This is a genomic window from Pseudonocardia halophobica (assembly GCF_027922425.1).
In the GTDB taxonomy this organism is placed as follows: Bacteria; Actinomycetota; Actinomycetes; order Mycobacteriales; family Pseudonocardiaceae; genus Pseudonocardia; species Pseudonocardia halophobica.
The window spans coordinates 42355-66397 of the sequence record NZ_BSFQ01000011.1 but is presented as its reverse complement, the minus strand read 5'-3'; the positions used below and the strand labels follow the sequence as shown (position 1 = coordinate 66397).

General features: G+C 74.3%; 26 protein-coding genes. 8 read left to right on the top strand and 18 right to left on the bottom strand.

All coding sequences use genetic code 11. The features are described from left to right. Window positions 1-49: 49 nt before the first annotated feature. From PKE99_RS15190 to ftsH, 6 genes are read right to left on the bottom strand one after another with little or no spacing between them, the layout of a single operon-like run. Entirely contained in the window at window positions 50-538 is a 489-nt protein-coding gene (locus tag PKE99_RS15190) for a DUF3180 domain-containing protein (RefSeq protein WP_037045240.1), read from the bottom strand. Beyond that, entirely contained in the window at window positions 535-1029 is a 495-nt protein-coding gene (gene folK, locus PKE99_RS15185) for a 2-amino-4-hydroxy-6-hydroxymethyldihydropteridine diphosphokinase (RefSeq protein ID WP_037045239.1), read from the bottom strand. Before folK ends, PKE99_RS15190 begins: the two co-directional genes overlap by 4 nt. Then, window positions 1026-1430: a dihydroneopterin aldolase gene (gene folB / locus PKE99_RS15180; protein WP_037045237.1), complete on the bottom strand. Its 405-nt coding sequence runs from the start codon at window positions 1428-1430 to the stop codon at window positions 1026-1028. Before folB ends, folK begins: the two co-directional genes overlap by 4 nt. Next, entirely contained in the window at window positions 1427-2317 is an 891-nt protein-coding gene (folP, locus tag PKE99_RS15175) for a dihydropteroate synthase (protein ID WP_051737348.1), read from the bottom strand. The genes folB and folP overlap by 4 nt, the downstream gene beginning before the upstream one ends. After that, window positions 2317-2949, bottom strand: coding sequence for a GTP cyclohydrolase I FolE (gene folE / locus PKE99_RS15170; RefSeq protein WP_081924092.1), 633 nt, complete (start codon window positions 2947-2949; stop codon window positions 2317-2319). The genes folP and folE overlap by 1 nt, the downstream gene beginning before the upstream one ends. Further along, a complete protein-coding gene (ftsH, locus tag PKE99_RS15165; protein WP_037045233.1) occupies window positions 2946-5426 on the bottom strand; it encodes an ATP-dependent zinc metalloprotease FtsH in 2481 nt (826 codons plus the stop codon). Before ftsH ends, folE begins: the two co-directional genes overlap by 4 nt. A gap of 401 nt (window positions 5427-5827) precedes the next feature. Here ftsH and PKE99_RS15160 point away from each other — a divergent pair, with 401 nt between their 5' ends. Beyond that, entirely contained in the window at window positions 5828-6799 is a 972-nt protein-coding gene (locus PKE99_RS15160) for a hypothetical protein (protein ID WP_037045232.1), read from the top strand. Between the two features lie 10 nt (window positions 6800-6809). Here PKE99_RS15160 and hpt read toward each other — a convergent pair whose 3' ends face one another. From hpt to dacB, 4 genes are all read right to left on the bottom strand, one after another. Continuing rightward, window positions 6810-7373: a hypoxanthine phosphoribosyltransferase gene (hpt, locus tag PKE99_RS15155; RefSeq protein ID WP_037045230.1), complete on the bottom strand. Its 564-nt coding sequence runs from the start codon at window positions 7371-7373 to the stop codon at window positions 6810-6812. 47 nt (window positions 7374-7420) lie between these two features. Further along, window positions 7421-8359, bottom strand: a complete 939-nt coding sequence (tilS, locus tag PKE99_RS15150) for a tRNA lysidine(34) synthetase TilS (protein ID WP_037045398.1) — start codon at window positions 8357-8359, stop codon at window positions 7421-7423. Between the two features lie 111 nt (window positions 8360-8470). Continuing rightward, a complete protein-coding gene (locus PKE99_RS15145) occupies window positions 8471-9520 on the bottom strand; it encodes a zinc-dependent metalloprotease (protein WP_081924109.1) in 1050 nt (349 codons plus the stop codon). Window positions 9521-9574: 54 nt separating this feature from the next. Beyond that, window positions 9575-11026, bottom strand: coding sequence for a D-alanyl-D-alanine carboxypeptidase/D-alanyl-D-alanine endopeptidase (gene dacB, locus PKE99_RS15140; protein ID WP_051737347.1), 1452 nt, complete (start codon window positions 11024-11026; stop codon window positions 9575-9577). A gap of 176 nt (window positions 11027-11202) precedes the next feature. Here dacB and PKE99_RS15135 point away from each other — a divergent pair, with 176 nt between their 5' ends. Further along, window positions 11203-11724 (top strand): inorganic diphosphatase, encoded by a 522-nt coding sequence (locus PKE99_RS15135; protein WP_037045228.1) that lies wholly within the window; start codon window positions 11203-11205, stop codon window positions 11722-11724. A 37-nt stretch (window positions 11725-11761) separates the two neighbouring features. Here the strand turns inward: PKE99_RS15135 and PKE99_RS15130 are convergent, their stop codons facing one another. The 4 genes from PKE99_RS15130 to PKE99_RS15115 all read right to left on the bottom strand — a co-directional run bounded on the left by PKE99_RS15130 (window position 11762) and on the right by PKE99_RS15115 (window position 14590). Continuing rightward, window positions 11762-12241 (bottom strand): MarR family winged helix-turn-helix transcriptional regulator, encoded by a 480-nt coding sequence (locus PKE99_RS15130; RefSeq protein ID WP_231498190.1) that lies wholly within the window; start codon window positions 12239-12241, stop codon window positions 11762-11764. Window positions 12242-12248: 7 nt separating this feature from the next. After that, window positions 12249-13460 (bottom strand): acetyl-CoA C-acetyltransferase, encoded by a 1212-nt coding sequence (locus tag PKE99_RS15125; protein ID WP_037045225.1) that lies wholly within the window; start codon window positions 13458-13460, stop codon window positions 12249-12251. 19 nt (window positions 13461-13479) lie between these two features. After that, entirely contained in the window at window positions 13480-13935 is a 456-nt protein-coding gene (locus PKE99_RS15120) for a MaoC family dehydratase (protein WP_037045224.1), read from the bottom strand. A 127-nt stretch (window positions 13936-14062) separates the two neighbouring features. Continuing rightward, complete coding sequence (locus PKE99_RS15115; RefSeq protein ID WP_037045223.1) at window positions 14063-14590, bottom strand: hypothetical protein; 528 nt, start codon at window positions 14588-14590, stop codon at window positions 14063-14065. Between the two features lie 250 nt (window positions 14591-14840). Here PKE99_RS15115 and PKE99_RS15110 point away from each other — a divergent pair, with 250 nt between their 5' ends. The 5 genes from PKE99_RS15110 (at window position 14841) to PKE99_RS15090 (ending at window position 18024) form a co-directional block, all read left to right on the top strand. Beyond that, window positions 14841-15023, top strand: coding sequence for a hypothetical protein (locus tag PKE99_RS15110; RefSeq protein ID WP_037045222.1), 183 nt, complete (start codon window positions 14841-14843; stop codon window positions 15021-15023). Between the two features lie 117 nt (window positions 15024-15140). After that, complete coding sequence (locus tag PKE99_RS15105) at window positions 15141-16100, top strand: ATP-binding protein (protein WP_156067546.1); 960 nt, start codon at window positions 15141-15143, stop codon at window positions 16098-16100. A 21-nt stretch (window positions 16101-16121) separates the two neighbouring features. Beyond that, window positions 16122-16886: a SirB1 family protein gene (locus PKE99_RS15100; protein ID WP_197040602.1), complete on the top strand. Its 765-nt coding sequence runs from the start codon at window positions 16122-16124 to the stop codon at window positions 16884-16886. A 48-nt stretch (window positions 16887-16934) separates the two neighbouring features. Then, window positions 16935-17702 (top strand): 5'/3'-nucleotidase SurE, encoded by a 768-nt coding sequence (surE, locus tag PKE99_RS15095; protein WP_037045221.1) that lies wholly within the window; start codon window positions 16935-16937, stop codon window positions 17700-17702. 148 nt (window positions 17703-17850) lie between these two features. Then, window positions 17851-18024 carry a hypothetical protein gene (locus tag PKE99_RS15090; RefSeq protein ID WP_156067544.1) on the top strand — a complete coding sequence of 58 codons (174 nt, stop codon included), beginning with the start codon at window positions 17851-17853 and terminating at the stop codon, window positions 18022-18024. A 1-nt stretch (window position 18025) separates the two neighbouring features. Here the strand turns inward: PKE99_RS15090 and PKE99_RS15085 are convergent, their stop codons facing one another. The 4 genes from PKE99_RS15085 to PKE99_RS15070 form a co-directional block, all read right to left on the bottom strand. Next, window positions 18026-18415: a hypothetical protein gene (locus tag PKE99_RS15085; protein WP_037045218.1), complete on the bottom strand. Its 390-nt coding sequence runs from the start codon at window positions 18413-18415 to the stop codon at window positions 18026-18028. A 78-nt stretch (window positions 18416-18493) separates the two neighbouring features. Beyond that, on the bottom strand, window positions 18494-19639 hold the full coding sequence (locus PKE99_RS15080) for an acyl-CoA dehydrogenase family protein (RefSeq protein WP_037045215.1): 1146 nt from the start codon (window positions 19637-19639) through the stop codon (window positions 18494-18496). Beyond that, complete coding sequence (locus PKE99_RS15075; protein ID WP_037045214.1) at window positions 19629-21626, bottom strand: acetyl/propionyl/methylcrotonyl-CoA carboxylase subunit alpha; 1998 nt, start codon at window positions 21624-21626, stop codon at window positions 19629-19631. Before PKE99_RS15075 ends, PKE99_RS15080 begins: the two co-directional genes overlap by 11 nt. A gap of 5 nt (window positions 21627-21631) precedes the next feature. Then, window positions 21632-23257 carry a carboxyl transferase domain-containing protein gene (locus PKE99_RS15070; RefSeq protein ID WP_051737344.1) on the bottom strand — a complete coding sequence of 542 codons (1626 nt, stop codon included), beginning with the start codon at window positions 23255-23257 and terminating at the stop codon, window positions 21632-21634. 111 nt (window positions 23258-23368) lie between these two features. Between PKE99_RS15070 and PKE99_RS15065 the strand changes: the two genes are divergently transcribed. After that, a complete protein-coding gene (locus PKE99_RS15065) occupies window positions 23369-24043 on the top strand; it encodes a response regulator transcription factor (protein WP_037045391.1) in 675 nt (224 codons plus the stop codon).

Genomic DNA, 24043 nt, shown 5'->3' with positions numbered 1-24043 from the left:
GGCGAGCCTACTTTCCGCCACCGACATCCACCGGCCGTCACGGGGCGCCCTACCGGGTGGCCGCCCCGCCCCCGGATCCGCCGTCGCGACGCTGCTCGTCCGGGTCGTCCGGCGTGCGGCAGCACCGTTCCAGCCAGAGCGCGCCGCCGACCAGCACGAGCGCGCACAGCAGCCCGACGACCGCCGCCGTGGTGTCCGACGCCGCCGCGGTGACCGTGGAGGCCCGCGGCAGCACGTACGCCAGCAGCCCGGCCCACAGGCCGCCGACGAGCGCGCCCCCGACCGCCGACGCCTGCGCCACCAGCACCGCCCGGGCCGCCACCAGCGGCTCGACGGGCTTGCTGCCGGACCGCCGCTCAACGCGGCCCTTGAGGATCCACCCCGCGACGGCCTCGGCGAGCCCGAGCACGCCCAGCGTGACCCCGGCGGGCGCGGGGAAGGACGGCAGCGTGCCGTAGGTCAGGCTGACGACCAGGTGCGCCACGATCCCGGCGCCCAGGAAGGCGACGAGCAGGTCGCGGTGCCGGATCGGCTTCACCGCAGGACCAGGTCGGGCCGCGGCCGCACCGTGTCCGCCTCGCCCGCGGGCAGCGCGGCGAGCAGGTCGGCGACGCGCCCGTGTCCCGGCAGCACCGCGTCGGGCTCCACGTCGAGCCACGGGATCAGGACCGTCGCGCGCTCCGGCGTGCCCGGGTGCGGCAGCAGCAGTTCGGGATCGTCGCTGCTCACCCCGTCGACGGTGACGACGTCGACGTCGAGCGTGCGCGGGCCCCACCGGACCTCGCGGACCCGCTCGGCGGCCTTCTCCAGCTCCTGCCCGCGGCGCAGCCAGCCCCAGTGGTCCACGGCCGGGTCCGCGACGATCAGGACCGCGTTGAGGAAGTCCGGCTGCTCCACGCCACCCCACGGCGCCGTCTCGTAGACCGGCGACGCGGCGACCACCGCCGCGCCGAAGCCGGCGACGGCCCCGCGGAGGTGGGCGAACCGGTCCCCCAGGTTGGAGCCCAGCGACAGCACCGCGCGGCTCACGCCGGGATCACCCGGCCCCGGCCGCCGTCCTGCCGGGAGCGGCGGGCGACCACCGCGACGTCGGCGAAGTCCAGCGGGATGGGGGCGTTCGGCTTGTGCAGGGTGACCTCGACGGCCTGTACGCGCTCGTCCTCCATGACCGCGTCGGCGATCTCGGCCGACACCGTCTCGATGAGGTCCCGCGGTTCGCCCGCGACGATCGCCGCGGTCCGCTCGGCCAGCTCGCCGTAGTGCACCGTCTTCGTGAGGTCGTCCGTGGCGGCGGCCTCCCGCAGGTCCAGCCACAGTACGACGTCGACGACGAAGTCCTGCCCGTCCCGCTTCTCGTGGTCGAACACGCCGTGGTTGCCACGCACGCGCAGGCCGCGCAGCTCGATGCGGTCCGTGTCCGGCGCGCTCATGCCGGCGGCTCCCCCAGCCACGGCCCGGTGCGGGCCCGCGACGAGCCGAGCCGGTACGCGGTGCTGACGGCCACGGCGTCCATCGTGGACTCCACGTCGTGCACCCGGACGCCCCAGGCCCCCACGTGCGCGGCGAGCGCGCTGATCGCGGCGGTGGCCCCGTCCCGGCCGGCCGGCGGGCGCAGCTTGCCCTCGGCGTCGGCCAGCAGCTGCCCGAGGAACCGCTTGCGCGAGGCCCCGACCAGCACCGGGAAGCCCAGCGCGACCAGCACGTCCAGCCGGCGCAGCAGCGCCCAGTTGTGCGCGGCCGTCTTCGCGAAGCCCAGCCCGGGGTCGAGGATCAGCCGGTCCGGGTCCACCCCGGCCATGACCGCGGCGTCCGCCCGGGCGACGAGCTCCTGCCGCACCTCGCCGATGACGTCCTCGTAGGACGCCAGCTCCTGCATCCGGTCGCTGTGCCCGCGCCAGTGCATGAGGATCCACGGCACGCGCAGCGACGCGACCGCGGCGGCCATCCGCGGATCGGCCAGCCCGCCCGACACGTCGTTGACCACGACCGCACCGGCCTCGACCGCGGCCACGGCCACGGACGCGCGGGTGGTGTCGACGCTGACCCGGACACCCTCGGCGACCAGGTCGCGGATCACCGGGACCACCCGGTCGCGCTCGGTCGGGGCGTCGACCCGGCCCGCGCCGGGCCGCGTGGACTCCCCGCCGACGTCGACGAGGTCGGCCCCGGCGTCGCGCATGGCGACCCCGTGGGCGACGGCGTGCTCCCGGTCGAGGTAGCGGCCGCCGTCGGAGAACGAGTCCGGCGTGACGTTGAGGATGCCCATCACGACGCAGCGGCCGGGATGCGGGACGCGGCCGTCCAGCCCGGCGGCCATCACGTGCCCCGGATCAGCGACAGCGCCTCCGCGCGCGAGGACGGGGAGGTCTGGAAGAGCCCCCGGACGGCGGAGGTGGTCGTGCGCGAGCCCGGCTTGCGGATGCCGCGCATCGCCATGCACAGGTGCTCGGCGTCGATCACCACGATCACGCCCCGCGGGTCCAGCTTGCGGACCAGCGCGTCGGCGACCTGCCCGGTCAGCCGCTCCTGCACCTGCGGCCGCTTCGCGTAGAGGTCGACCACGCGGGCGATCTTCGACAGCCCGGTGACCCGGCCCTCGACCGACGGGATGTACCCGACGTGCGCCACCCCGTGGAAGGGCACGAGGTGGTGCTCGCAGGTGCTGTACAGGGGGATGTCCTTGACGAGGACGAGCTCGCCGTGGCCCTCGTCGAACGTCCGCTCGAGGACCGTCGCCGGGTCGACGTACAGCCCGGCGAAGATCTCCTCGTAGGCGCGCGCGACGCGGCCGGGGGTGTCCCGCAGGCCCTCGCGGTCGGGGTCCTCCCCGAGCGCGATCAGCAGCTCGCGGATCGCCGCCTCGGCGCGTGCGTGGTCGACGCCCGCCGCGGCCCGCCGCTCCGCCGCCGTGTAGGCCGGCGCCTCGCCGTCGGTGGTTCCGGTGCTCAGTTCCTGCTCCCTGCGTCGGGGCCCTGCGGGCCCGGCGCGTCCGGACCCTCAGCGGCCGGACGCTGCGCGGGCGGCTCCTGCCCGAACTGCTGCGTCGGCTGCTCCGGGGAGGCCTGCTGGCCCTGCCCCTGCTCACGACCGTAACCCGATGCGTGCCCCGGCGCCGTCCGGTCACCCTGGTGGGGGGCCCAGTTCGGCGGCGGCCAGGTCTGCCCGGCCGGAGTGGTCGCGGGGCGCCAGTCCGGCGGGGCACCGTAGTTCGGCGCGACCGCGTAGGGCGGCTGCCGGTCCTGCTGACCGCCGGCCGCCTGCGGGACGTGCCCGTGGCCGTTGCCCGCCCCGTGGGCCGCGCCGTTGCCCTGGGCGTGCGCGCCGTTGCCCTGCGCCCCGTGCGCGGGCGGCTCGGCCGGGAACCCGCCCGGGTAGCCGCCGCCGTTGGGGCCGGGGCCGGGCAGCGGGCCGGGGCCGCCGTTCGGGCCCGGCGACGGGACGGTGTGGCCGCCGCCCGGGTACGACCCGACGGGAGCGGGCTCGCGCTCGGTCTCCGGCGGCCAGATCTCGCCCCGCTCGCGGGCCAGCTCGGCGCGCGTCTTGATCGGCGGCTTGTCCGACGGGGTGCGCTCGCCGAAGTCGTTGAACGCCGTGATCCGCGGCCGCTTCTCGACGTCGCCGAAGATCCGCTCCAGGTCCCGGCGGGTCAGCGTCTCCTTGTCCAGGAGCTCGACGACCAGGTTGTCCAGGACGTCCCGGTAGGTGTTGAGGATCTCCCACGCCTCGGTGTGCGCGGCCTCGATGAGCTTGCGCACCTCCTCGTCGATCTCGTGGGCGACCTCGAGCGAGTAGTCCGCCTGGTTGCCCATCGAGCGGCCGAGGAACGGGTCGCCCTGCTCGCGGCCGTAGCGGACCGCGCCGAGCCGGGCGCTCATGCCGTACTCGGTCACCATCGCGCGGGCGATCTTGGTGGCCTGGTCGATGTCCGACGACGCGCCGGTGGTCGGCTCGTGGAACACGAGCTCCTCCGCCGAGCGCCCGCCCATCGCGAAGACCAGCCGGGCGATCATCTCGGAGCGCGTCATCAGGCCCTTGTCGTCCTCGGGGACGACGAGCGCGTGGCCGCCGGTGCGGCCGCGGGGCAGGATCGTGAGCTTGTAGACCGGCTCGAGGTCCGGCATCGCCCACGCCGCCAGCGCGTGCCCGCCCTCGTGGTAGGCGGTGATCTTCTTCTCCTGCTCGGAGATGATCTTGCCCTTGCGCCGCGGGCCGCCGACGACGCGGTCGACGGACTCCTCCAGCGCGGCCCCGTTGATCAGCGAGCCGTTCTCCCGCGCGGTGAGCAGCGCGGCCTCGTTGATCACGTTCGCCAGGTCGGCGCCGGACATCCCGACCGTCCGCTTGGCCAGGCTCAGGAAGTCGACGTCGTTCGCGAACGGCTTGCCCTTGGAGTGCACGGCCAGGATTGCCTGCCGGCCCGCCAGGTCCGGCGCGCCCACGGGGATCTGCCGGTCGAAGCGGCCCGGGCGCAGCAGCGCGGGGTCGAGGATGTCCGGCCGGTTGGTGGCCGCGATGAGGATGATGCCGCCGCGCGCGTCGAACCCGTCCATCTCGACGAGGAGCTGGTTCAGGGTCTGCTCGCGCTCGTCGTGGCCGCCGCCGAGGCCGGCGCCGCGCTGGCGGCCGACCGCGTCGATCTCGTCGACGAAGATGATGCAGGGCGAGTTCTGCTTGGCCTGCTCGAACAGGTCCCGCACACGGGAGGCGCCGACACCGACGAACATCTCGACGAAGTCCGAGCCGGAGATCGTGTAGAACGGTACGCCCGCCTCGCCCGCGACCGCGCGGGCCAGCAGCGTCTTGCCGGTGCCGGGCGGCCCGTAGAGCAGCACGCCCTTCGGGATCTTCGCGCCGAGCGCCTGGTAGCGGCCCGGGTTCTGCAGGAAGTCCTTGATCTCGTAGAGCTCCTCGACCGCCTCGTCCGCGCCGGCGACGTCGGCGAAGGTGGTCTTGGGCATGTCCTTGGACAGCTGCTTGGCCTTCGACTTGCCGAAGGACATGACGCGGTTCCCGCCGCCCTGGGCGTTGTTCATCATCCAGAACAGGACGAGGAGCACGAGGCCCAGCGGGATCAGGTAGATCAGCATCGTGGTCAGGAACGAGTCCTGCCGCACGATCGTGTTGTAGTTCGCGACCCCGGCGTCCTGCAGCTTCGTGAACACGGCGTTCGACGACGCCGCCGGGTACTGCGTGATGATCTTCGTGCTGCCGTCGACCGGGCTGGTCAGGTCGAGGCGGAGCCGCTGCTCCTTGTCCTCGATCGTGGCGTCGGCCACGTTCCGGGCGTCGATCTGCTGCAGCGCCGTCGAGGTCGGGACCTGCGTGTAGCCGCGGGTGTCGTCGAAGAGCACGGAGAACGCGAAATAGACCAGGACCACGACGAGGATCCAGATCAAGGGGTTGCGGAGCAGGCGCTTGCGGTCCATGCAGCTTCGGCCCTGGTGGCCTTCACCTTCCCGAGTGTGCGTTCCGGTCCCGCGCTGGCGGCGACGCGCCGACCGGCCTGATCCGCCAGGATAGCTTCCGCCGGCCGAGGACGCGCCACCGCGCCGGGCGCGGGCCGGCGGGGTGATCGTGCCAGGTCAACGATCGACGGCCGGGTGGTGTTCCCGCGCGTCCCCGCAGGCCCAGGGCCCGGAGCCGCGCCGACAGGTCTCGGTGCCGTCTCGGGCGCGCACCGAACCGGCCACCCCGCTCGCGACGGACGTTCACGGGATGGTGGGGTATCCCGGCGCCGGACGTGTCGTTGGACCCTGGCGGCGGGTACTCGCGGGGCCGAATCGTGGCGGGCGGTCGTCACGGTCGTCGGGGAAGCAAGGGGTGGCGGATGCGTGTGGGGTCGGGCGGTGCCGTTCGGGGGCCGGGTTCGTGGGCCCGGCGGGCGGCGGTGGCCGCCGCGGTGGCGGGGGTCGCCGCAGCGGCCGTGCTCCTCCCCTCCACGGCGAGCGCGCGCCCCGCGCCGACGGCCCCGGCGGCCGCGCCCGCGCCGACCTGGGCGCCCCGGGAGGGTGCGGCGGTGCACCCCGGCGTCGGCACCACCACCCAGGGCGGCGGCGCCTGCACCAGCAACTTCGTGTTCCGCGGCGGCGACGGCTCGGTCTACCTCGGGCAGGCCGCGCACTGCGCGGGCACCGGCCAGTCCTCCGAGACGGACGGCTGCACCTCGGCCACGATGCCCGCCGGCACCGCGGTGACCGTGCGGGGCGACCGCGGCTTCACCGCGACCGGGACGATGGTCTACAGCTCCTGGGTCACCATGCAGCGCCGCGGCGAGACCGACCCCAACACCTGCGCCTACAACGACTTCGCGCTGGTCAAGCTGCCGCCGGAGGCCGTGGCCGTCACGAACCCGACGGTGCCGTGGTTCGGCGGCCCCACCGGCGTCGCGACGGGCGGGCTGCCGGAGGGCGCGCAGACCTTCAGCTACGGCAACTCGCCGGTCCGCGGCGGGGTGAGCGCGGTGAGCCCGAAGGCGGGCGTCAGCGCCGGCGACGTCGGCGACGGCTGGGGGCACATCGTCTACACGGTCAGCCCGGGCGTCCCGGGCGACTCCGGCAGCGCGTTCCTCGACGCCTCCGGCCGCGCGATCGGCCTGCTCTCCACGCTGAATCTCGCGCCGCTGCCGGTCAGCAACGGCGTGTCCGACCTGTCCCGGGTGCTGGCCTACGCCAACGCCCACGGCGACCTGGGCGACCTCTCGCTGGTCGACGGCACCGCGCCGTTCACCTCGACCCCGCCCGGCGTGGCCGTGGAGGACCTCGCCCCGCCGGCCGGGCCGCCGGTGGGCGCGGCCTCCTGAGCCGCGCCCGTCAGGCGTAGACGGACGGGTCGAGCGTGCCGATGTAGGGCAGGTCGCGGTAGCGCTCGCCGTAGTCCAGCCCGTAGCCCACGACGAACTCGTTGGGGATGTCGAAGCCCACGTACTTCACGGGCACCTCGACCTTCACCGCGTCGGGCTTGCGCAGCAGCGTGACGACCTCGAGCGAGGCGGGCTGCCGCGACTCCAGGTTCTTCAGCAGCCACGACAGCGTGAGCCCGGAGTCGATGATGTCCTCGACGATCAGCACGTGCCGGCCCGCGATGTCGCGGTCGAGGTCCTTGAGGATCCGGACCACGCCCGACGACGAGGTCGACGAGCCGTAGGAGCTGACCGCCATGAACTCCAGCTGCACCGGCAGCGGCATGGCCCGGGCGAAGTCGGTCATGAACATCACGGCGCCCTTGAGGACGCCGACGAGCAACAGGTCGGTGTCACGGCCGCCGGGACCGCAGACGTCGGCGTAGTCCTTGCCGATCTGCTCGGCGAGCTCGGCGGTCTTCTCGCCGATCTGCTGCTCGGTGACCAGGACGGACGCGATGTCCTCGTCGTACACGGGGTGTGACCCTCTCGCTCGGCGGTCGTTCTGCTGGGCGCGGGCGGTCAGCCCGGCCGTGCGGGTACGAGCCTTCCATGCTCGCGGACGACGTCCAACCCGCCGGGCAGCCGGGGCCCGCCCTGCCCGCGCCACGCGCCGACGAGGGCGTCGGCGGCGCGGAGGTGGGCGTCGGTGACCGCGGTCGCGCCCGACTCGAGGAGCCACGCGCGCAGCACGCGCCTGCGGACCGCGGCGGGGACCTCCCCGAGGACGTCGACACGCAGGGTGTTCCCGTCCCGCGCCGCTTCACGCACGCGGTCCGCCCATGCGGTGAGCGCCTCGTCGTCCTCGCGGAGCTGGGCGGCCGTGCGGGCCAGGGCCTCGGCGACCCCGCCGGCCAGCACGTCGTCGAGCAGCGGGAGGGCCTCGGCCCGGAGCCGGGCCCGGACGAACCGCGGGTCGGTGTTGTGCGGGTCCTCCCAGGGCACGGGATCGCTGCCGCAGGCCGCGCGGACCCGGTCGCGGCGCAGGCCGAGCAGCGGGCGCAGCCAGGGCTCGTCCCACTCCCGCATGCCGGCGAGCGACCGCGCCCCGGAGCCGCGGCCGAGTCCGAGCAGCACCGTCTCGGCCTGGTCGTCGAGGGTGTGCCCGAGCAGGACGGGCGAGCAGGGGTGGGGGCGGGCGGCGGCCAGCGCGGCGTAACGGGCCCGGCGCGCGGCGGCCTCGGTGCCGCCCGGACCGTCGACGGTCACGGGGTGCACCCGGGCGTCGATGCTCCGTGCGCGCACTGCCGCGGCGAGGGCCTCGGAACGGTCGGTGGACCCCTCCTGCAGCCGGTGGTCGACGATCGCGGCGACCACGCCACCCGGCCGCTCGGCGTGCGCGGCGAGCAGCAGGGCCAGCGAGTCCGCCCCGCCGGAGCACCCCACGACCAGCGGGGCGCGGCGGACGTCGTCGGGCAGCCGACCGAGCGCCCCCCGCACCGCCCGCCGGACCTCGCCCATCGCCTGCACTATGGCTCCATAACGCGCTGAACACGCCCGAGAATTCGCATTATGGTTCCATAACGCGCAAAAACGGCGGCGAATCGAGCGTTATGGTTCCATAGCGCGGTTTCACGCCACGCGGGCGAGCCACTGGTCCGGGGCGGCGAGCTCCGCGCGCGTGGGCAGCGTGTTCGGCGAGTTCCAGACCTTGTTGAAGCCGTCCATGCCGGCGGCGCCCACCACGTGCGTGGTGAACGCGGAGCCCACGGCGTACTGCTTGACCTTGGCCTCGACGCCGAGGAGCGCGCGCAGCACCCGGTCGACGATCCCGCCGCCGCGGCGGCGCACGGTGAACCGCGCCCGGATCGTCTCGACGGTGGGGACGACCTCGGGCCCGGCCGCGTCCATGACGTGGTCCGCGTGCCCCTCCAGGAGCGTGGTGAGCGCGATCAGCCGGTCCAGCACCGCGCGCTGCTCGGGGCCCTGCAGCAGCTCGACCAGCGCCAGCGAGTCCCCCTTGGCCTCCTTGAAGGCCCGCACCGCCTCCGGCAGCCGCTCGATCATGGCGCTGCCGTTGGCCGTGCTCATGGAGAGGAAGCGGCCGACCTCGGCGGCGAAGTGCTCGCGCAGCCAGGGCACGGCGGTGAACTGCAGCCGGTGCGTGGCCTCGTGCAGGCAGACCCACAGCCCGAAGTCCTCGGACGGGACGTCGAGGGCCTGCTGGGCGGCGTAGACGTTCGGGGCGACGAGCAGCAGCCGGCCGTCCTTCGCCGGCCCGCCGAACGGGTCGTACTGGCCCAGCACCCGGGCGCCGACGAAGGCGAGCACCCCGCCGATCTGGAGGCCGGAGGTGGTGGAGGTCACCGCGCGGGCGGCCCGGGCGGTGCGCGGCAACCGGGCGCCCGCGGTGAGCTCGGCCATCCCGTCGACGGCCGCGGCGGCCCACGCCGGCCGGTCGACGACGTCCGCGGGCAGCAGGGGCAGGCCCTCGCCCATCCGGGTCACGGCCCGGACGTGCCCCTCCGCCACGGCCGCGTCCTTGCGCAGCCGCTCGACCAGCTCTGTCGCGACCGCGGCGCTCACGGGCGGGCCGGCGGGGACCAGGCGGGCGGCGGTGCGCCGGGCCAGGCCCCAGTTCACGGGCAGGCCGGACACGGTGTCGGGGTCGGGGGCCGACACGTCGGCGCCGGCGGAACCGGTGGGGGCGTTCACCTCCGCCACGCTACGCGGGAGTCAGCGGCACCCGCAGCGGCTCAGCGTGGCCGCCATGGTGTCGAGCCGCGGCCGCACGGTGGCCGGGGACTGGCCGTTGGACATCAGCGCGAAGACGAGCAGCCGGCCGTCGACGTCCGTGACCACGCCGGCCAGCGCGCTCACCCCGGTGAGGGTGCCGGTCTTGGCGCGCACCACGCCCCGTCCCGCGGAGGCGCTGCCGGTGGCGAACCGGTCGTCGAGCGTGCCGTCGCCGCCCGCGACGGGCAGCCCGGAGACGATCGGGCGCAGGAACTCGGTGCCCTCGCCCGGCCCGGTCGGTGCGGCGGCGGCCGCCAGGATCGCGCCGAGCAACCGCGGCGGCACCCGGTCCTCGGTGGAGAGCCCGCTGCCGTCGGCCATGTGGGCGCCGGTGACGTCGAACCCGGACTGGGACAGCGCGGCCAGGACCTGCTCGGAGGCGCCGGCGAAGGAGGGATCGGCCTTGCGGCTCAGCGCGACGTCCCGGGCCAGGGTCTCGGCGAGGACGTTGTCCGAGCTGGTCATCAGGTGTTCGACCAGCGACGACACCGGCGCCGAGTAGACCTGGCCGAGCGGCTTCGCGTTCGCCGGGGCGGTGCCCTCGGTGACCGCCGACGCCGACAGGCCCAGCTTCTTCGCGAACGCCTCACCCGCGTCGACCGCCGGGGTGGTGGTGCGCGGGCCGTCCTGCAGCGTCGGGTCGAGCCGGCCGCCGTCGAGCATCAGCGGCACGATCGGCGTGACGTTGCCGCCCGGGATGTCCGCCGGGTCCCAGCCGGGCGCGAGCACCGGCCCGGTCCACGCGCTGGTGTCGACCACGACCGAGGTGACCTTCTGCCCGGCCGTCGCCTTCTGCACGGCGGCGACGAGGTCGTCGAGCCGGGCGGGCTCGGGGTAGGTGCCTGTGCGGCCCTCGGGCAGCGCGGTGAGCGTCGGATCCCCGCCCCCGACGAGCACGACCTGCCCCGGCTCGGCGCCGGCGACGGCGCGGGTGACGAGCCGGTCGGTCGGGTCGAGGGTCAGCAGGGTGGCCGCGGCCGTCAGGAGCTTGCCGGTACTGCCCGGAACGAGAGGCTCCTCCGGTGATTGCTGCCACAGCGGTGCGGTCGGGGACCCGGCACCGGCCTGCGCCGCCGGGTCGACGACGACACCGGCGAAGTCGCCGAGCGCGCTCGACGAGGCGAGCGGGTCGAGCACCGAACCCAGTCCGGCGGAGCTCGGCAGGGGTGCGTCGGCGCGCAGCCCGGTGAGCTCCGGGACGGGGGCGGGGAGATCCTTCTCGGCCCGGGCCGCCCGGGTGAGCCCCAGGTCGGACAGCACATTCGGGGCCTGGACGGCCACCGCGCCACCCGCGCCGGCGGCGAGCGCCAGGACGACGAGGACCACGAGGACGATCCGTCCCGGCTTCGTCGGCAGCCTCAGGGTGTCGCCGATCCGGCGGCCCAGTCCCACCTGCCCACCGCTCCCTCCGACCGCTGACACCGGCGGCGCCGGGCGCGGTCCCCGGCCCCGGCCGGTCACGACCGGCGCGACGCGGTCCCCCACACTAGAGGTAGTCGCCGCGCCGTCACCGTCGCGGCCTGCACCAGTCACGACCTGAAGGCACGACCGACCACAAGGAGCATCCCGTGGACTTCGACGTTCTCATCGAGATCCCCAAGGGCGGCCGGAACAAGTACGAGGTGGACCACAAGAGCGGCCGGCTCCGCCTCGACCGGACGCTGTTCACCGCCACCCAGTACCCGGCGGACTACGGCTTCATCGAGGACACCCTCGGCGAGGACGGGGACCCGCTCGACGCGCTGGTGCTCGTCCAGGAGCCGACGTTCCCGGGCTGCCTCATCCGCTCCCGCGCGATCGGCATGTTCCGGATGAAGGACGAGAAGGGCGGCGACGACAAGGTCCTCTGCGTCCCGGCCGACGACCCGCGCCAGGAGCACCTGCGCGACATCCACCACCTGCCCGAGTTCGACCGGGCGGAGATCCAGCACTTCTTCGAGATCTACAAGACCCTCGAGCCGGGCAAGAGCGTCGAGGGCGCCTCGTGGGTCGGCCGCGCCGACGCCGAGCGCGAGATCAAGGCCTCGTGGGAGCGGGCGCGCCTGGCCGCCGAGGCCGAGGCGGCCGAGGGCGAGTCCGCCGAGCACTGAGCCGAGCACTGAGCACGGGGACGGGAGGGTCGCGGCCTCAGGGCCGCGACCACTGCTCCTCCATGCCGGTCGTGAAGCGGCCGAGCAGCCGGGTGAGCGTGGCCCGCTCCTCCGGCGTCCAGTCGGCCATGATCGCGGCGATCCGCTCGTTCCGGAGCCGCCGGTTCTCCGCGAACACCCGCTCGCCCTCCGCCGTCGCGGCGACGAGGAAGGCGCGCCCGTCCTCCGGGTCCGGGGTGCGCGCCACGTAGCCCAGCCGCACGAGCTGCGCGACCTGCCGGCTCACGGTCGAGGGGTCGGAGTGCACCATCTCGGCGAGCGCGCCGGTCCGTCGCGGCCCGCCCTTCACCAGGTGCACCAGCAGCAGGTACGCCGCGCGGTCGACCGCGTCGGGGTTCGCGACCTGGTGCTGCGCCTGGGCGCGGTCGACCAGCCGGATGAGGCGGACGAGCTGGGTGCCCAGCTCGTCCGCCTCGTCCACCCCGTGCGGGCCGGGGCTGTGGGGGTCGAGGCCCACGGACACCTCAGACGCGCTCGAAGAGTGCGGCGAGGCCCTGCCCGCCGCCGATGCACATCGTCTCCAGCCCGAAGCGGGCGTCCCGGCGGACCATCTCCCGGGCCAGGGTGGCCAGGATCCGGCCGCCGGTCGCGCCGACCGGGTGCCCCAGCGAGATACCGGAGCCGTTGACGTTCATCCGGTCGAAGTCCGACGGGGTGAAGCCCCACTCCCGGGTGCAGGCCAGCACCTGGGCGGCGAACGCCTCGTTCAGCTCGATCAGGTCGACGTCCTTGAGCGCCACCTCGGCCTGGTCGAGGGCCTTCGCGACGGCCGGGACCGGGCCGATGCCCATGGTCTTGGGCTGCACCCCGCCCACGCCCCAGGACACCAGCTTGACCAGCGGGCGCAGGCCCAGCTCGGCGGCCTTCTCCGGCGAGGTGACGATGCAGATCGCGGCGCCGTCGTTCTGCCCCGACGCGTTGCCCGCCGTGACCGTGGCCTCGGCGTCCTGCTTGCCCATGATCGGGCGCAGCTTCGCCAGCGTCTCCACGCTCGAGTCCGGACGGATGTGCTCGTCGGCCTCGACGACGGTGTCGCCCTTCCGGCCCTTCACCGTGACCGGGACGATCTCGTCGGCGAACCGGCCCTCGGCCTGCGCCGCCGCCGCCCGCTGGTGCGACCGCACCGCGAACTCGTCCTGCTCCTCGCGCGGGATCGAGTACTCCTTGCGCAGGTTCTCCGCGGTCTCGATCATCCCGCCCGGCACCGGGTAGTGGTCCCCACCCGCGGTGACCCGGCCACGGGCCAGCGAATCGTGCAGCATCACACCCGGCCCGCCCTTGGCACCCCACCGCATCGCGGTGGAGTAGAAGGACGCGTTGGACATCGACTCCGCGCCGCCGGCCAGCACCACCTCACTCGCCCCGGTCTGCACCTGCATCGCGGCGTAGAGCACCGCCTGCAGGCCCGACCCGCAGCGCCGGTCGATCTGCAGCCCCGACGCCGTGACCGGCAGCCCCGCGTCCAGCGCGGCCACGCGGCCGATCGCCGGCGAGTCCATCGTGGGGTAGCAGTTGCCCAGCAGCACGTCGTCGACCGACTCCGGCGGCAGGCCCGTGCGCTCCATCAGCGCCGCGATCACGGTCGACGCCAGCGTCTTCACCGGCACGTCCCGCAGCGACCCGCCGAAACCCCCCACCGGGGTCCGCAGCGGCTCGCAGATCACCGCGTCGCGCATGACGTCCCTCCTCTCCCGCTCAGACGTACTGGCGGGTCAGCCACTCGGCGACGACCGCGGGCCGCTCCGAGCCCTCGAGCTCCACCGTGACCTTGGTGGTCAGCTGGACGGCGCCGTCCTTGGTGTCCTCGACGTCGACGAGCTCGACGACCCCGCGGACCTTGCTGTCCACGGGCACGGGCGCGGTGAACCGCACCTTGTTCAGGCCGTAGTTGATGCCCATCCGGACGCCCTCGATCGAGTAGACGTCCTTCACCAGGACCGGCAGCAGCGACAGGCTGAGGAAGCCGTGCGCGATGGTCTTGCCGAAGGGGCCCTCGGCGGCCTTCGCCGCGTCGACGTGGATCCACTGGTGGTCGCCCGTGGCCTCGGCGAACTGGTCGATGTGCTTCTGCTCGACCGTGACCCACTCGGACTCGCCGAGCCGGGTGCCCTTGGCCTCGCGGACCTCGTCCACACCGTTGAAGACGCGCATCGAACCACCTCGTGAAGTGCGTGCAGTACCTGCCTGGTTTCCGCCCGCAACCCTGCCACATCGGAGAGGGTCCGGCGGGCGTCCGTGGCCGACCCCACGGCACCCCGTCCGCGGCCGCCCGGCCGGGTCACCGGGCGAAGGTGCCCCGCAGCTCGAGGCGCGCCGGGGCGCCCGCACCCGGCTCGACGCCGCCCGCCGGGGCGAGCGCCGCGGCCAGCCGGATCTCGATCTTCCGGCCCGGCATCGGCCGCATCCGGAACACACCCTGCACCCGGTGCGCCGCACCCTCGGGCGGCGGCGGCTCCTCGGCCGGGGCGGCCAGCGCGGGACCGGCCCGCAGCAGCCCGCGCACCGCGACGACGTCGTGCCGGACCCGGCGCAGGTCGGCACAGGCGAGCCAGCGCGGGCCCGCGGGGGCGTCCTCCTCGGACTCCCCGCCGTCGGGTCCCGCGTCCGGCCGGCCGGTGAACTCGACGCTCAGCTCGGGGTCGGCGCCGAACACCGGGAGCACCAGCACCCCCCAGCCGACGGCGGCGGGCAGGTCCTCCCGGGCCGGCCGGCGGATCAGCGCCTCGGCGGAGGCGACGTCGAGCAGGTGCACGGCGGACGCGCCGGGGTCCGGCGAGCGCGCGGGATCGGTGAGCTCGGCCGTCATCCGGCCCACCTCCTCGCCACCCGCGGATCGCCACTCCCCGCCGGGCGACGGGCCGATCACACTCCGGCCGCACAACGACGGAGCGCGTTCGAGGTTTTTCTCCGGAATCGACGGAAAAGGCTCGACGACCGCAATCCGTGACCGTTCGGCCACGGAATCGCACCCGATCGTGCAGCGCGACCCGGCGTGGCCGACACGCAGGTCACCTGCGGTTCCGTCGGCCACGTCACATCACCCACCCGTCCGAGCCATGATCGGGCCGCTTCCGGGTCACGTCGGCCGCGGGCCATTCCCGGTCCGCCCCGCGATCATCGGTTACCTGCAGGAAATACCGCGGGCGGACCTGCCCGGCTCCGCGGCGGTGTGGCTGGCCGCGGGCCTGCCGCTGCTCGTCGGCGGCGCGGCCGCGACGATGCTGTCGCGGGCCAGGTAGCAGCCGCTGCGGGGCCCGTACCCCCACGCTCCGCGACCGGTACTGCTCCGTTCGGCGTGCCCCGTGCCTGCGCACTACTCTGCGCTGGCGAACCGTCGACCGGGGGTGGGGCAGGGCATGGACCAGGGGACGGTCCAGGGGGCGGCCCGGGAGCGGCCCGACGGGATGGTCCACGAGGGCGTCCCCTACCGCGAGCCCGCGCTCCTGGCCCGTGAGCTGCACGCGCCGGTCGACGATGCCCTCCGCAAGGGGGGCCGGGTCGTCGCCGTCCTCGACGGTCCGAACCGCGCCGCGCTCGAGTCCCTGCTCGGGTCCGCCGCGTCCGGGATCGAGTGGCGGGAGCCCGCCGAGGTGCACCGCGTCCCGGCCTTCACCGTCGCCGGCCGCTGGGCGCGGGCGATCCGCCGCGACCCGCACCCCGACGCGCGCACCACCGTGATCGCCCAGCACCTGGACCTGCCCGGGGTCGAGCGCGGGCACTGGATCCGGCTCGACGCGGCCCTCAACGTGGCCCTCGACGGCCTGCCGGTCACCATGCTCTGCCCGTGCCCCGCCGACCGTGACCTCGACCTGGTCCGCGCCACGCACGCGGCGCTGCGCGTCGGTGGGGAGAGCCTGCCGACGGCCGGGGTGCGCGACCCGGTGGAGCTCCTGGCCGACTACCCCCCGCCGCCCCCGCCGGACCTGGGCCCGCCCGCGGCCGAGCTGCCCGTCACGATCGACGCCCTCCCGGCCGTCCGGCGGCTCGTGGCCCGGACCGCGCCGGCGGCCGGTCTGGACCCCGAGCGCACCGCCGACCTCGTCCTCGCGGTCAACGAGATCGCCACGAACAGCGTCGAGCACGGACCGGGGCGCGGCCGGCTGCGGCTGTGGACGCGCAACGGCCTGGTCGCCGAGGTGCACGACGTCGGCCGCATGGCCGTGCCGTTCCCCGGCATCGTGGCGCCGCCCGCGGCGGGCGCACGCGGGCGCGGGCTCTGGCTCGCCTCCGAGCTCAGCGACGTCCTGCAGGTCTGGAGCGACGCGACCGGCACCACCGTCCGGCTGCTCGTCGAGCCCCACGGCGGGGCGGGCTGAGCCGTGGAGCAGGACGGGCCGGTGGCCCGGTTCGTCGCACTCGTCGCCCGGGCCGAACCGGCGCTCGACGAGGCCGCACTCGCCCTGGCCGCCGGCGCCGACCCGGACCTCGACCCCGCTCCCTGGCTCGCCGAGCTGGACCGGCTGGCCGACGGCGTCGACTCCGTGCCCGGCCTGGTGCGGCGGCTCTTCGTCGAGGAGGGCTTCACCGGCAACAGCACCGACTACACCGACCCGCGCAACTCGCTGCTGCCGCAGGTGCTGGCCCGCCGCACCGGGATCCCGATCACGCTGTCCGTGGTCGCGATCGAGGTGGCGCGCCGGGCCGGGATCCGGCTGGAAGGGATCGGGATGCCGGGGCACTTCCTGGTGCGGGTGGCCGACACCGAGCAGTACCTCGACGTGTTCGACGGCGGCCGCCGGCTGGACCGCGCCGGCTGCGAGGAGCGGTTCCGGGCCGTCACGGGGTCGGCCGCGCCCTTCGGCCCGGACATGCTGCCCCGTACGTCGACCCGGGACATCCTCGTGCGGATGCTGGAGAACCTGCGGGCGGTGTACCGGACCCGCGGCGGCCCCGCGGACCGCGAGTGGGTGCTGCGGATGCGGCTGGCGGTGCGGCCGGACGAGGAGCGGCTCGTCGAGCTCGGCGAGGTCCTCGGCACCCAGGCCCGCTGGGACGAGGGCGCCCGGCTGATCACGGCCTACCTGGCCGGCGGCACGCACCCGCCGGAGCGGGAGGAACGCCTGCGCCGCACCGCGCGCTCCCTGCTGGCCCACCTCAACTAGGCGCAGCGAGCCCCGCTCGGAGGCAGGCGGCTGAATTAGGGTCGTGCCGTGCGCGCCCTGATCACGAACGACGACGGCATCGCCTCCCCCGGGCTCCACGCCCTCGCCCGCGGCGCACTCGCGGCGGGCTTCGACGTCACCGTCGCCGCGCCCCACGTCGACTCGACGGGCGTGGGGGCGTCCGTCTTCGCCGTGGCCGAGGGCCGGCGGGTGAAGGTGCACCCGCAGGTGCTGCCCGGGCTCGAGCAGGTCCCGGCCTTCTCGGTGGAGGCCCACCCGGCGTTCATCGTGCACGCCGCCGGCGACGGCTGGTTCGACCCGCGGCCGGACATCGTGCTGTCGGGGATCAACGTCGGCGCCAACGTCGGGCACGCGGTGATCCACTCCGGCACGGTCGGGGCGGTGCTCACCGGCGCCCTCAAGGGCTGGTCGGGCCTGGCGACGTCGCTGGACTGCGGCCTGCGCGGCCGCGACGGCGCGCACTGGGAGTCCGTGGTGGGGCTCCTGCCGGAGGTGCTCGAGGTCCTCCTCGCCCGCCCGCGCGGCACGGTGCTCTCGCTCAACGTCCCGGACCGGCCGGCCGCCGAGATCGGCCCGCTGCGCGAGGCGGAGCTGGCCCACTTCGGCTCCGTGCAGGTGCGGGTGGAACACGAGTCCGGTGTGGAGGGCGCGCCGGGCACGCTGCTCACCACGATCTCCGAGCCCGACGAGATCCCCGCCGAGGGCACGGACGTCGCCCTGCTCGCCCAGGGTCACCCCACGCTCAGCGAGCTGCGCTCGGTCTCCTCGGTCCCCGGCCTGCTCGACGACCGCTGACCACGCTCCGTCACCACGGCGCCGTCGGCACGCCCCCTCGGCGGCACCGCATGTTCATCTCGACGTCGCCGACGGGACCGCAGTGACTGCCGTGACACGAGTGACCCCCGGATCAGGGGTGATCAATGACACAGGTCACACTGTGCCGATGACGGACGGGCAGCAGCGGCACGAGTGGTCCACCCGCTTCGCGCGGGCCGTGGCGGAGGAGATCCGGGGCGGCGTCGCCACCGGTGCCCTCACCTGGGCCGAGGCCGATCAGCTGCTGGCCCGGCTGCGCACCGTCGTCGAGCAGGCGCTGGAACCGCTGCCCGTGGGCTGAGCTAGTGCTCGTCCCGCCCGGTGAGGAGCTCCTCGAGCTGGTCCGCGACCTTCACGACGAGCTGGAAGGGCCGGTCGAAGGCCGTGACCTCGCCCTCGTGCAGCGGGATGGAGTGGCGGAACACCACCACCCCGTCCTGCGAGGCGACGCCGCCGACCACCGACTCGCCCGCCTTCGCCAGCAGCGTCGACAGGTCGAGGTCGCCGAGCTTGCCGACGGGTGAGGCGATCTGCGCCCACGGGAGGTCGTCCTCGCCCGTCACGCTGCGGACGACCACCAGCTGGGTGCGGTCCTCCGTGGTCGGCAGGTTGAACCACAGCTCGGTGTCGGTCGAGCGCATCACCTCGTACCGCACCCGCACGTAGGACACCAGATCGGTCCAGCTGGCCACGTCGGCTCCTCCCCCGGTCCGCCGGGCCCTTGCTGCAAGCCCGGCGCGAGGGCAACCTACCGCGTCCCGGACGGGCGCCTACAGACCCAGGTGCCGGGCGATCAACATGCGCTGGACCTCGGAGGTCCCCTCGCCGATCTCCAGGATCTTGGCGTCCCGGTAGAAGCGGCCGACCGGGTACTCGTTCATGAAGCCGTAGCCGCCGAAGATCTGCGTGGCGTCCCGGGCGTTGTCCATCGCGGCGTTGGAGGACACCAGCTTCGCGATGGCCGCCTCCTTCTTGAAGGGCTGGCCCTTCAGCATCTTCGCCGCGGCGGCGTAGTAGGCCAGCCGCGCGGTGTGCGCCCGGACCTCCATGTCGGCGATCTTGAACTGGATCGCCTGGTAGTGGCCGATCGGGTGACCGAAGGCCTCGCGCTCGTGGGCGTAGCGCAGCGACTCGTCGACGCAGCCCTGGGCCAGCCCGACCGACAGCGCGGCGATCGCGATCCGCCCCTCGTCCAGGATGGACAGGAACTGGGCGTAGCCGCGGCCGCGCTCGCCGAGCAGGTTCTCCGCCGGCACCCGGACGTCGTCGAAGAACAGCTCGCGGGTGTCCGACGCCGACCAGCCGACCTTCGAGTACTTCTCGCTCACCGTGAACCCGGGCGTCCCGGACGGCACGACGATCGCGGAGATCTCCTTCTTGCCGTCCCGCTCACCGGTGACCGCGGTGACGGTGACGATCTCGGTGATGTCCGTGCCGGAGTTGGTGATGAAGCACTTCGACCCGTTGATCACCCACTCGTCGCCGTCGAGCTTGGCGGTGGTGCGGGTGGCGCCGGCGTCGGAGCCGCCGCCGGGCTCGGTCAGCCCGAACGCGCCGAGCTTCTCGCCCGCGGCGAGCTGGGGCAGCCACTTCGCCTTCTGCTCGTCGCTGCCGAACCGGCTGATCGGCATGGCGCCCAGCGAGACGCCCGCCTCCAGGGTGATCGCGACGGAGGAGTCGACCCGCGCCAGCTCCTCCAGGGCGAGGCAGAGGGCGAAGTAGTCGCCGCCCATACCGCCGTGCTCCTCGGCGATCGGCAGGCCGAACAGGCCCATCGCGCCCATCTTGCGCACCAGCTCGTACGGGAACTCGCCGCGCTCGTAGAACTCCCCGATGACCGGGGCGACCTCCTTCTGCGCGAAGTCCTCGACGGTCGCCCGCAGTGCCGCGTGCTCCTCGGACAGCTCAAGATCCATCGGTGTCTCCTTCTGTGTCCACCTCGACGACGAGGAGGACGGCGTCCTTCGCGACCGTTCCGCCGGGGCGCGCGCGCAGCTCGCGGACCGTGCCGTCGACGGGCGCGGTGAGCACGTGCTCCATCTTCATGGCCTCGACCACGACGAGCGTCTGACCCGCCGTGACCTGCTGACCCTCGGTGACCTCGACGACGGTCACGGTGCCGGGCATCGGGGAGAGCACGGGCCCGCCCGCCCCGGCGGCGGCCTCCTCGGCCGCGGCCTCGAGGGCCTCCTGCTCGCGCACGGCCCAGACCAGGCCGTCGCGTCCGATCCAGTGCACCCCGGACTCGTCCCGGGCAATGGCGTACTCCCTGGTCACGCCGGCCTGGGAGTGCGTGACGCCGGTGCCCGTGAGCCGGGTCGACGTGCGGAAGGGCTCGCCGCCGTCGACGGACAGTTCGGCGTCGGCGGCGCGGCCGCGGGAGCGGACCTCGACCGGCTCGTGACCGGCGACGACCAGCCGTCGGGTCGTCCAGGCCGCCTCGCCGATCCGCCAGCCACCGGGGATGTCGAACGGGTCGGTCACCGGCCCGCCCGGCTCCAGGTCGAGCAGGGCCAGGCCCGTCGCCACCCCGACGACGTCGGCCGGCAGGTCGTGGGTGGTCAACGCCTCGAGACGACGCCCGACCAGCCCGGTGTCCAGGTCCCCGGCGCGGACGTCCGGGTCGGCCAGCAGCGCGCGCAGGAACCCGATGTTGGTGCCCAGCCCGAGCAGCACGGTCTCGCCGAGCGCGGCGTCGAGCTTGCGCAGCGCCTCGGCCCGGTCGGTGCCGGACGCGATGATCTTCGACAGCATCGGGTCGTAGTCCGAGCCGACGACCCCGCCCTCGGCCACGCCGGAGTCCACCCGGACGCTCCGCGGCTCGCGCAGGGCCAGGATCCGCCCGCCGGTGGGCAGGAACCCCGACGCCGGGTCCTCGGCGTACAACCGGACCTCGATCGCGTGCCCGCGCGGGGTGAGCTCGGCCGGCCACGGCGCCGTCTCCCCGGCGGCCACCCGCAGCTGCGCCTCGACCAGGTCGACCCCGTAGACCTCCTCGGTCACCGGGTGCTCGACCTGCAGCCGGGTGTTCATCTCCATGAAGAACCACTGGTCCGGCCGGTCGCCGGCGACGATGAACTCCACGGTGCCCGCGCCGACGTACCCGCACGCGCGGGCGGCCTCGCAGGCCGCCTGGCCCATCGCCTCGCGCTGCGCGGGGGTGAGCAGCGGCGAGGGCGCCTCCTCGACGATCTTCTGGTGCCGGCGCTGCAGCGAGCACTCCCGCTCGCCCAGGTGCACCACGTTGCCGTGCGTGTCGGCCAGCACCTGGATCTCGATGTGCCGCGGGGTGGTGATCAGCCGCTCGACCAGCAGGGTGTCGTCGCCGAACGAGCCGCGCGCCTCGCGGCGCGCGGAGGCGATCGCGTCCGTCAGGTCCTCGGCGCGGTGGACCTCGCGCATGCCCTTCCCGCCGCCCCCGGCGGAGGGCTTGAGCAGCACCGGGAACCCGACCTGCTCCACGGCCAGGGCCAGGTCGGCGTCGGACAGGCCGACGCCGTCCGAGCCCGGGACCACCGGCACGCCCGCCTTGGCCACGGTCTGCTTGGCGCGGATCTTGTCGCCCATCGCCTCGATCGCCGACGACGGCGGGCCGACGAACACGATCCCGGCCGCCTCGCAGGCCGCGGCGAACGCGGTGTTCTCGCTCAGGAAGCCGTAGCCGGGGTGGATCGCCTCCGCCCCGGTGGCCTTCGCCGCCTCGATCACCGTGTCGATCGCCAGATAGGACTCCGACGCCGCCGCCGGACCGAGCCGCACCGCGACGTCGGCGGCGGCCACGTGCGGGGCGCCCGCGTCGGCGTCGGAGTACACCGCCACGGAGCGGATGCCGAGGGCGCGCAGGGTGCGGATGACACGGACCGCGATCTCCCCGCGGTTGGCCACCAGAACTGTCGAGAACATGCTGCTCACATCCGGAAGACGCCGAAGGCCGGGTCGCCCAGCGGGGCGTTCGCGGCGATCGACAGCGACAGGCCCAGGACCGTGCGGGTGTCGGCGGGGTCGATCACGCCGTCGTCCCAGATCCGGGCGGTGGAGTAGTAGGGGTGGCCCTGGGTCTCGTACTGGGCGCGGATCCGCTCCTTGAGCTCCTCCTGCGCCGCGGCGTCCCCGTTGCCCGCGCCCGACCCGACCGTGCCGAGCACGGTGGCGGCCTGCTCGCCGCCCATGACCGAGATCCGGGCGTTGGGCCACATGAACAGGAACCGCGGCGAGTAGGCCCGCCCGCACATCGCGTAGTTCCCCGCGCCGAACGACCCGCCGATCACCACGGTCAGCTTCGGCACCCGGGTCGAGGCGACGGCGGTGACGAGCTTGGCGCCGTTGCGGGCGATCCCGCCGGCCTCGTACTCCCGGCCGACCATGAACCCGGTGATGTTCTGCAGGAACACCAGCGGGATCCCGCGCTGGTCGCACAGCTCGATGAAGTGCGCGCCCTTCATGGCCGACTCGGAGAACAGGATCCCGTTGTTCGCGATGATCCCGACCGGGTGGCCGTGGATGTGCGCGAAGCCCGTGACCAGCGTCGTGCCGTACTCGGCCTTGAACTCGTGGAACCGCGACCCGTCCACGACCCGCGCGATCACCTCACGCACGTCGTACGGGATCCGCGAGTCCGTCGGCACCGCCCCGTACAGCTCGCCCGGGTCCACCACCGGCGCCTCGGTCGGCTCCCGCTCCCACGGCGGCGCCACCCGCGGCCCGAGCGTGCCGACGATCGACCGGACGATCCGCAGCGCGTGCGCGTCGTCGTTCGCCAGATGATCCGTGACGCCGGAGATCTTGGAGTGCAGGTCGCCGCCGCCCAGCTCCTCGGCCGTGACCACCTCACCGGTCGCGGCCTTCACCAGCGGCGGACCGCCCAGGAAGATCGTGCCCTGGTTGCGGACGATCACCGCCTCGTCGCTCATGGCCGGCACGTACGCCCCGCCCGCGGTGCACGAACCCAGCACCGCCGCGATCTGCGGGATCCCCTTCCCGGACATCTGCGCCTGGTTGTAGAAGATCCGCCCGAAGTGCTCTCGGTCCGGGAACACCTCGTCCTGCGCCGGCAGGTACGCCCCACCCGAGTCCACCAGGTACACGCACGGCAGCCGGTTGTGCAGCGCCACCTCCTGCGCCCGCAGGTGCTTCTTCACCGTCATCGGGTAGTAGGTGCCGCCCTTGACCGTGGCGTCGTTGGCCACGATCACGCACTCCCGGCCCGCGACCCGCCCCACCCCGGTGATCATCCCCGCGGCCGGCGCGTCCCCGCCGTAGAGCCCGTGCGCCGCCAACGGCGACAGCTCCAAAAACGGCGACCCCGGATCCACCAGCGAGTCCACCCGGTCCCGCGGCAACAACTTCCCGCGCTCCACGTGCCGCTGCCGCGACCGCTCCGGGCCGCCCAGCCGCGCCGCCGCCAGCTGCGCGTTCAGGTCCGCCACCAGCGAGCGGTGCGACTCCGCGTTGCGGGCGAACTGCTCCGCCCCGGGGTCGACCTTGCTGCCCAGCACCGGAGCTGCGGCCCCGGAGCGCCTCGCCACACCCTGCATCTGCCGTCCCTCGTCGGATCGGTTAGCGATCGTTAACTAGGTTAGCGGTCATTAACACGGAGCGCCAGTCCCCTCAGGAACGTCACAGCCGCGGGCCCTACGGTGCTCCTCGTGCGCCTGCTGCTGGTGGAGGACGAGCGCCCGCTGGCCGAGATGGTCCGCCGCGGGCTGGCCCGCGAGGGCCACGCGGTCGACGTCCGGCACGACGGCCCCTCGGGCCTGGACGCCGCGATCCAGGGGGGATACGACGTCGTCATCCTCGACATCATGCTCCCCGGCCTGTCCGGGTACCGGATCCTGCAGCAGCTGCGGGCCGCCGGCGTGTGGAGCCCGGTACTGATGCTGACCGCGAAGGACGGCGAGTACGACGAGGCCGACGCCTTCGACCTGGGGGCGGACGACTACCTCACCAAGCCCTTCTCGTTCGTCGTGCTGCTGGCCCGGCTACGCGCCCTGCAGCGCCGCGCCGGCGACGCCCGGCCCACCGTGCTGTCCGTCGGCGACCTGAAGCTCGACCCGGCCCGGCACCGCGTGCACCGCGGCGACACCGAGATCACCCTGACCCCGCGCGAGTTCGGCGTGCTCGAGCACCTCATGCGGCACGCGGGCGAGGTCGTGACCAAGACCGACATCCTCCGTGCGGTCTGGGACGCGCACTACGAGGGCGAGGTCAACGTCGTCGAGGTCTACGTGGGCTACGTCCGCAAGAAGATCGACGCGCCCTTCGGCACGCAGACCATCGAGACGCTGCGCGGCGTCGGGTACCGGATGGTCGAGCCGGCCTGA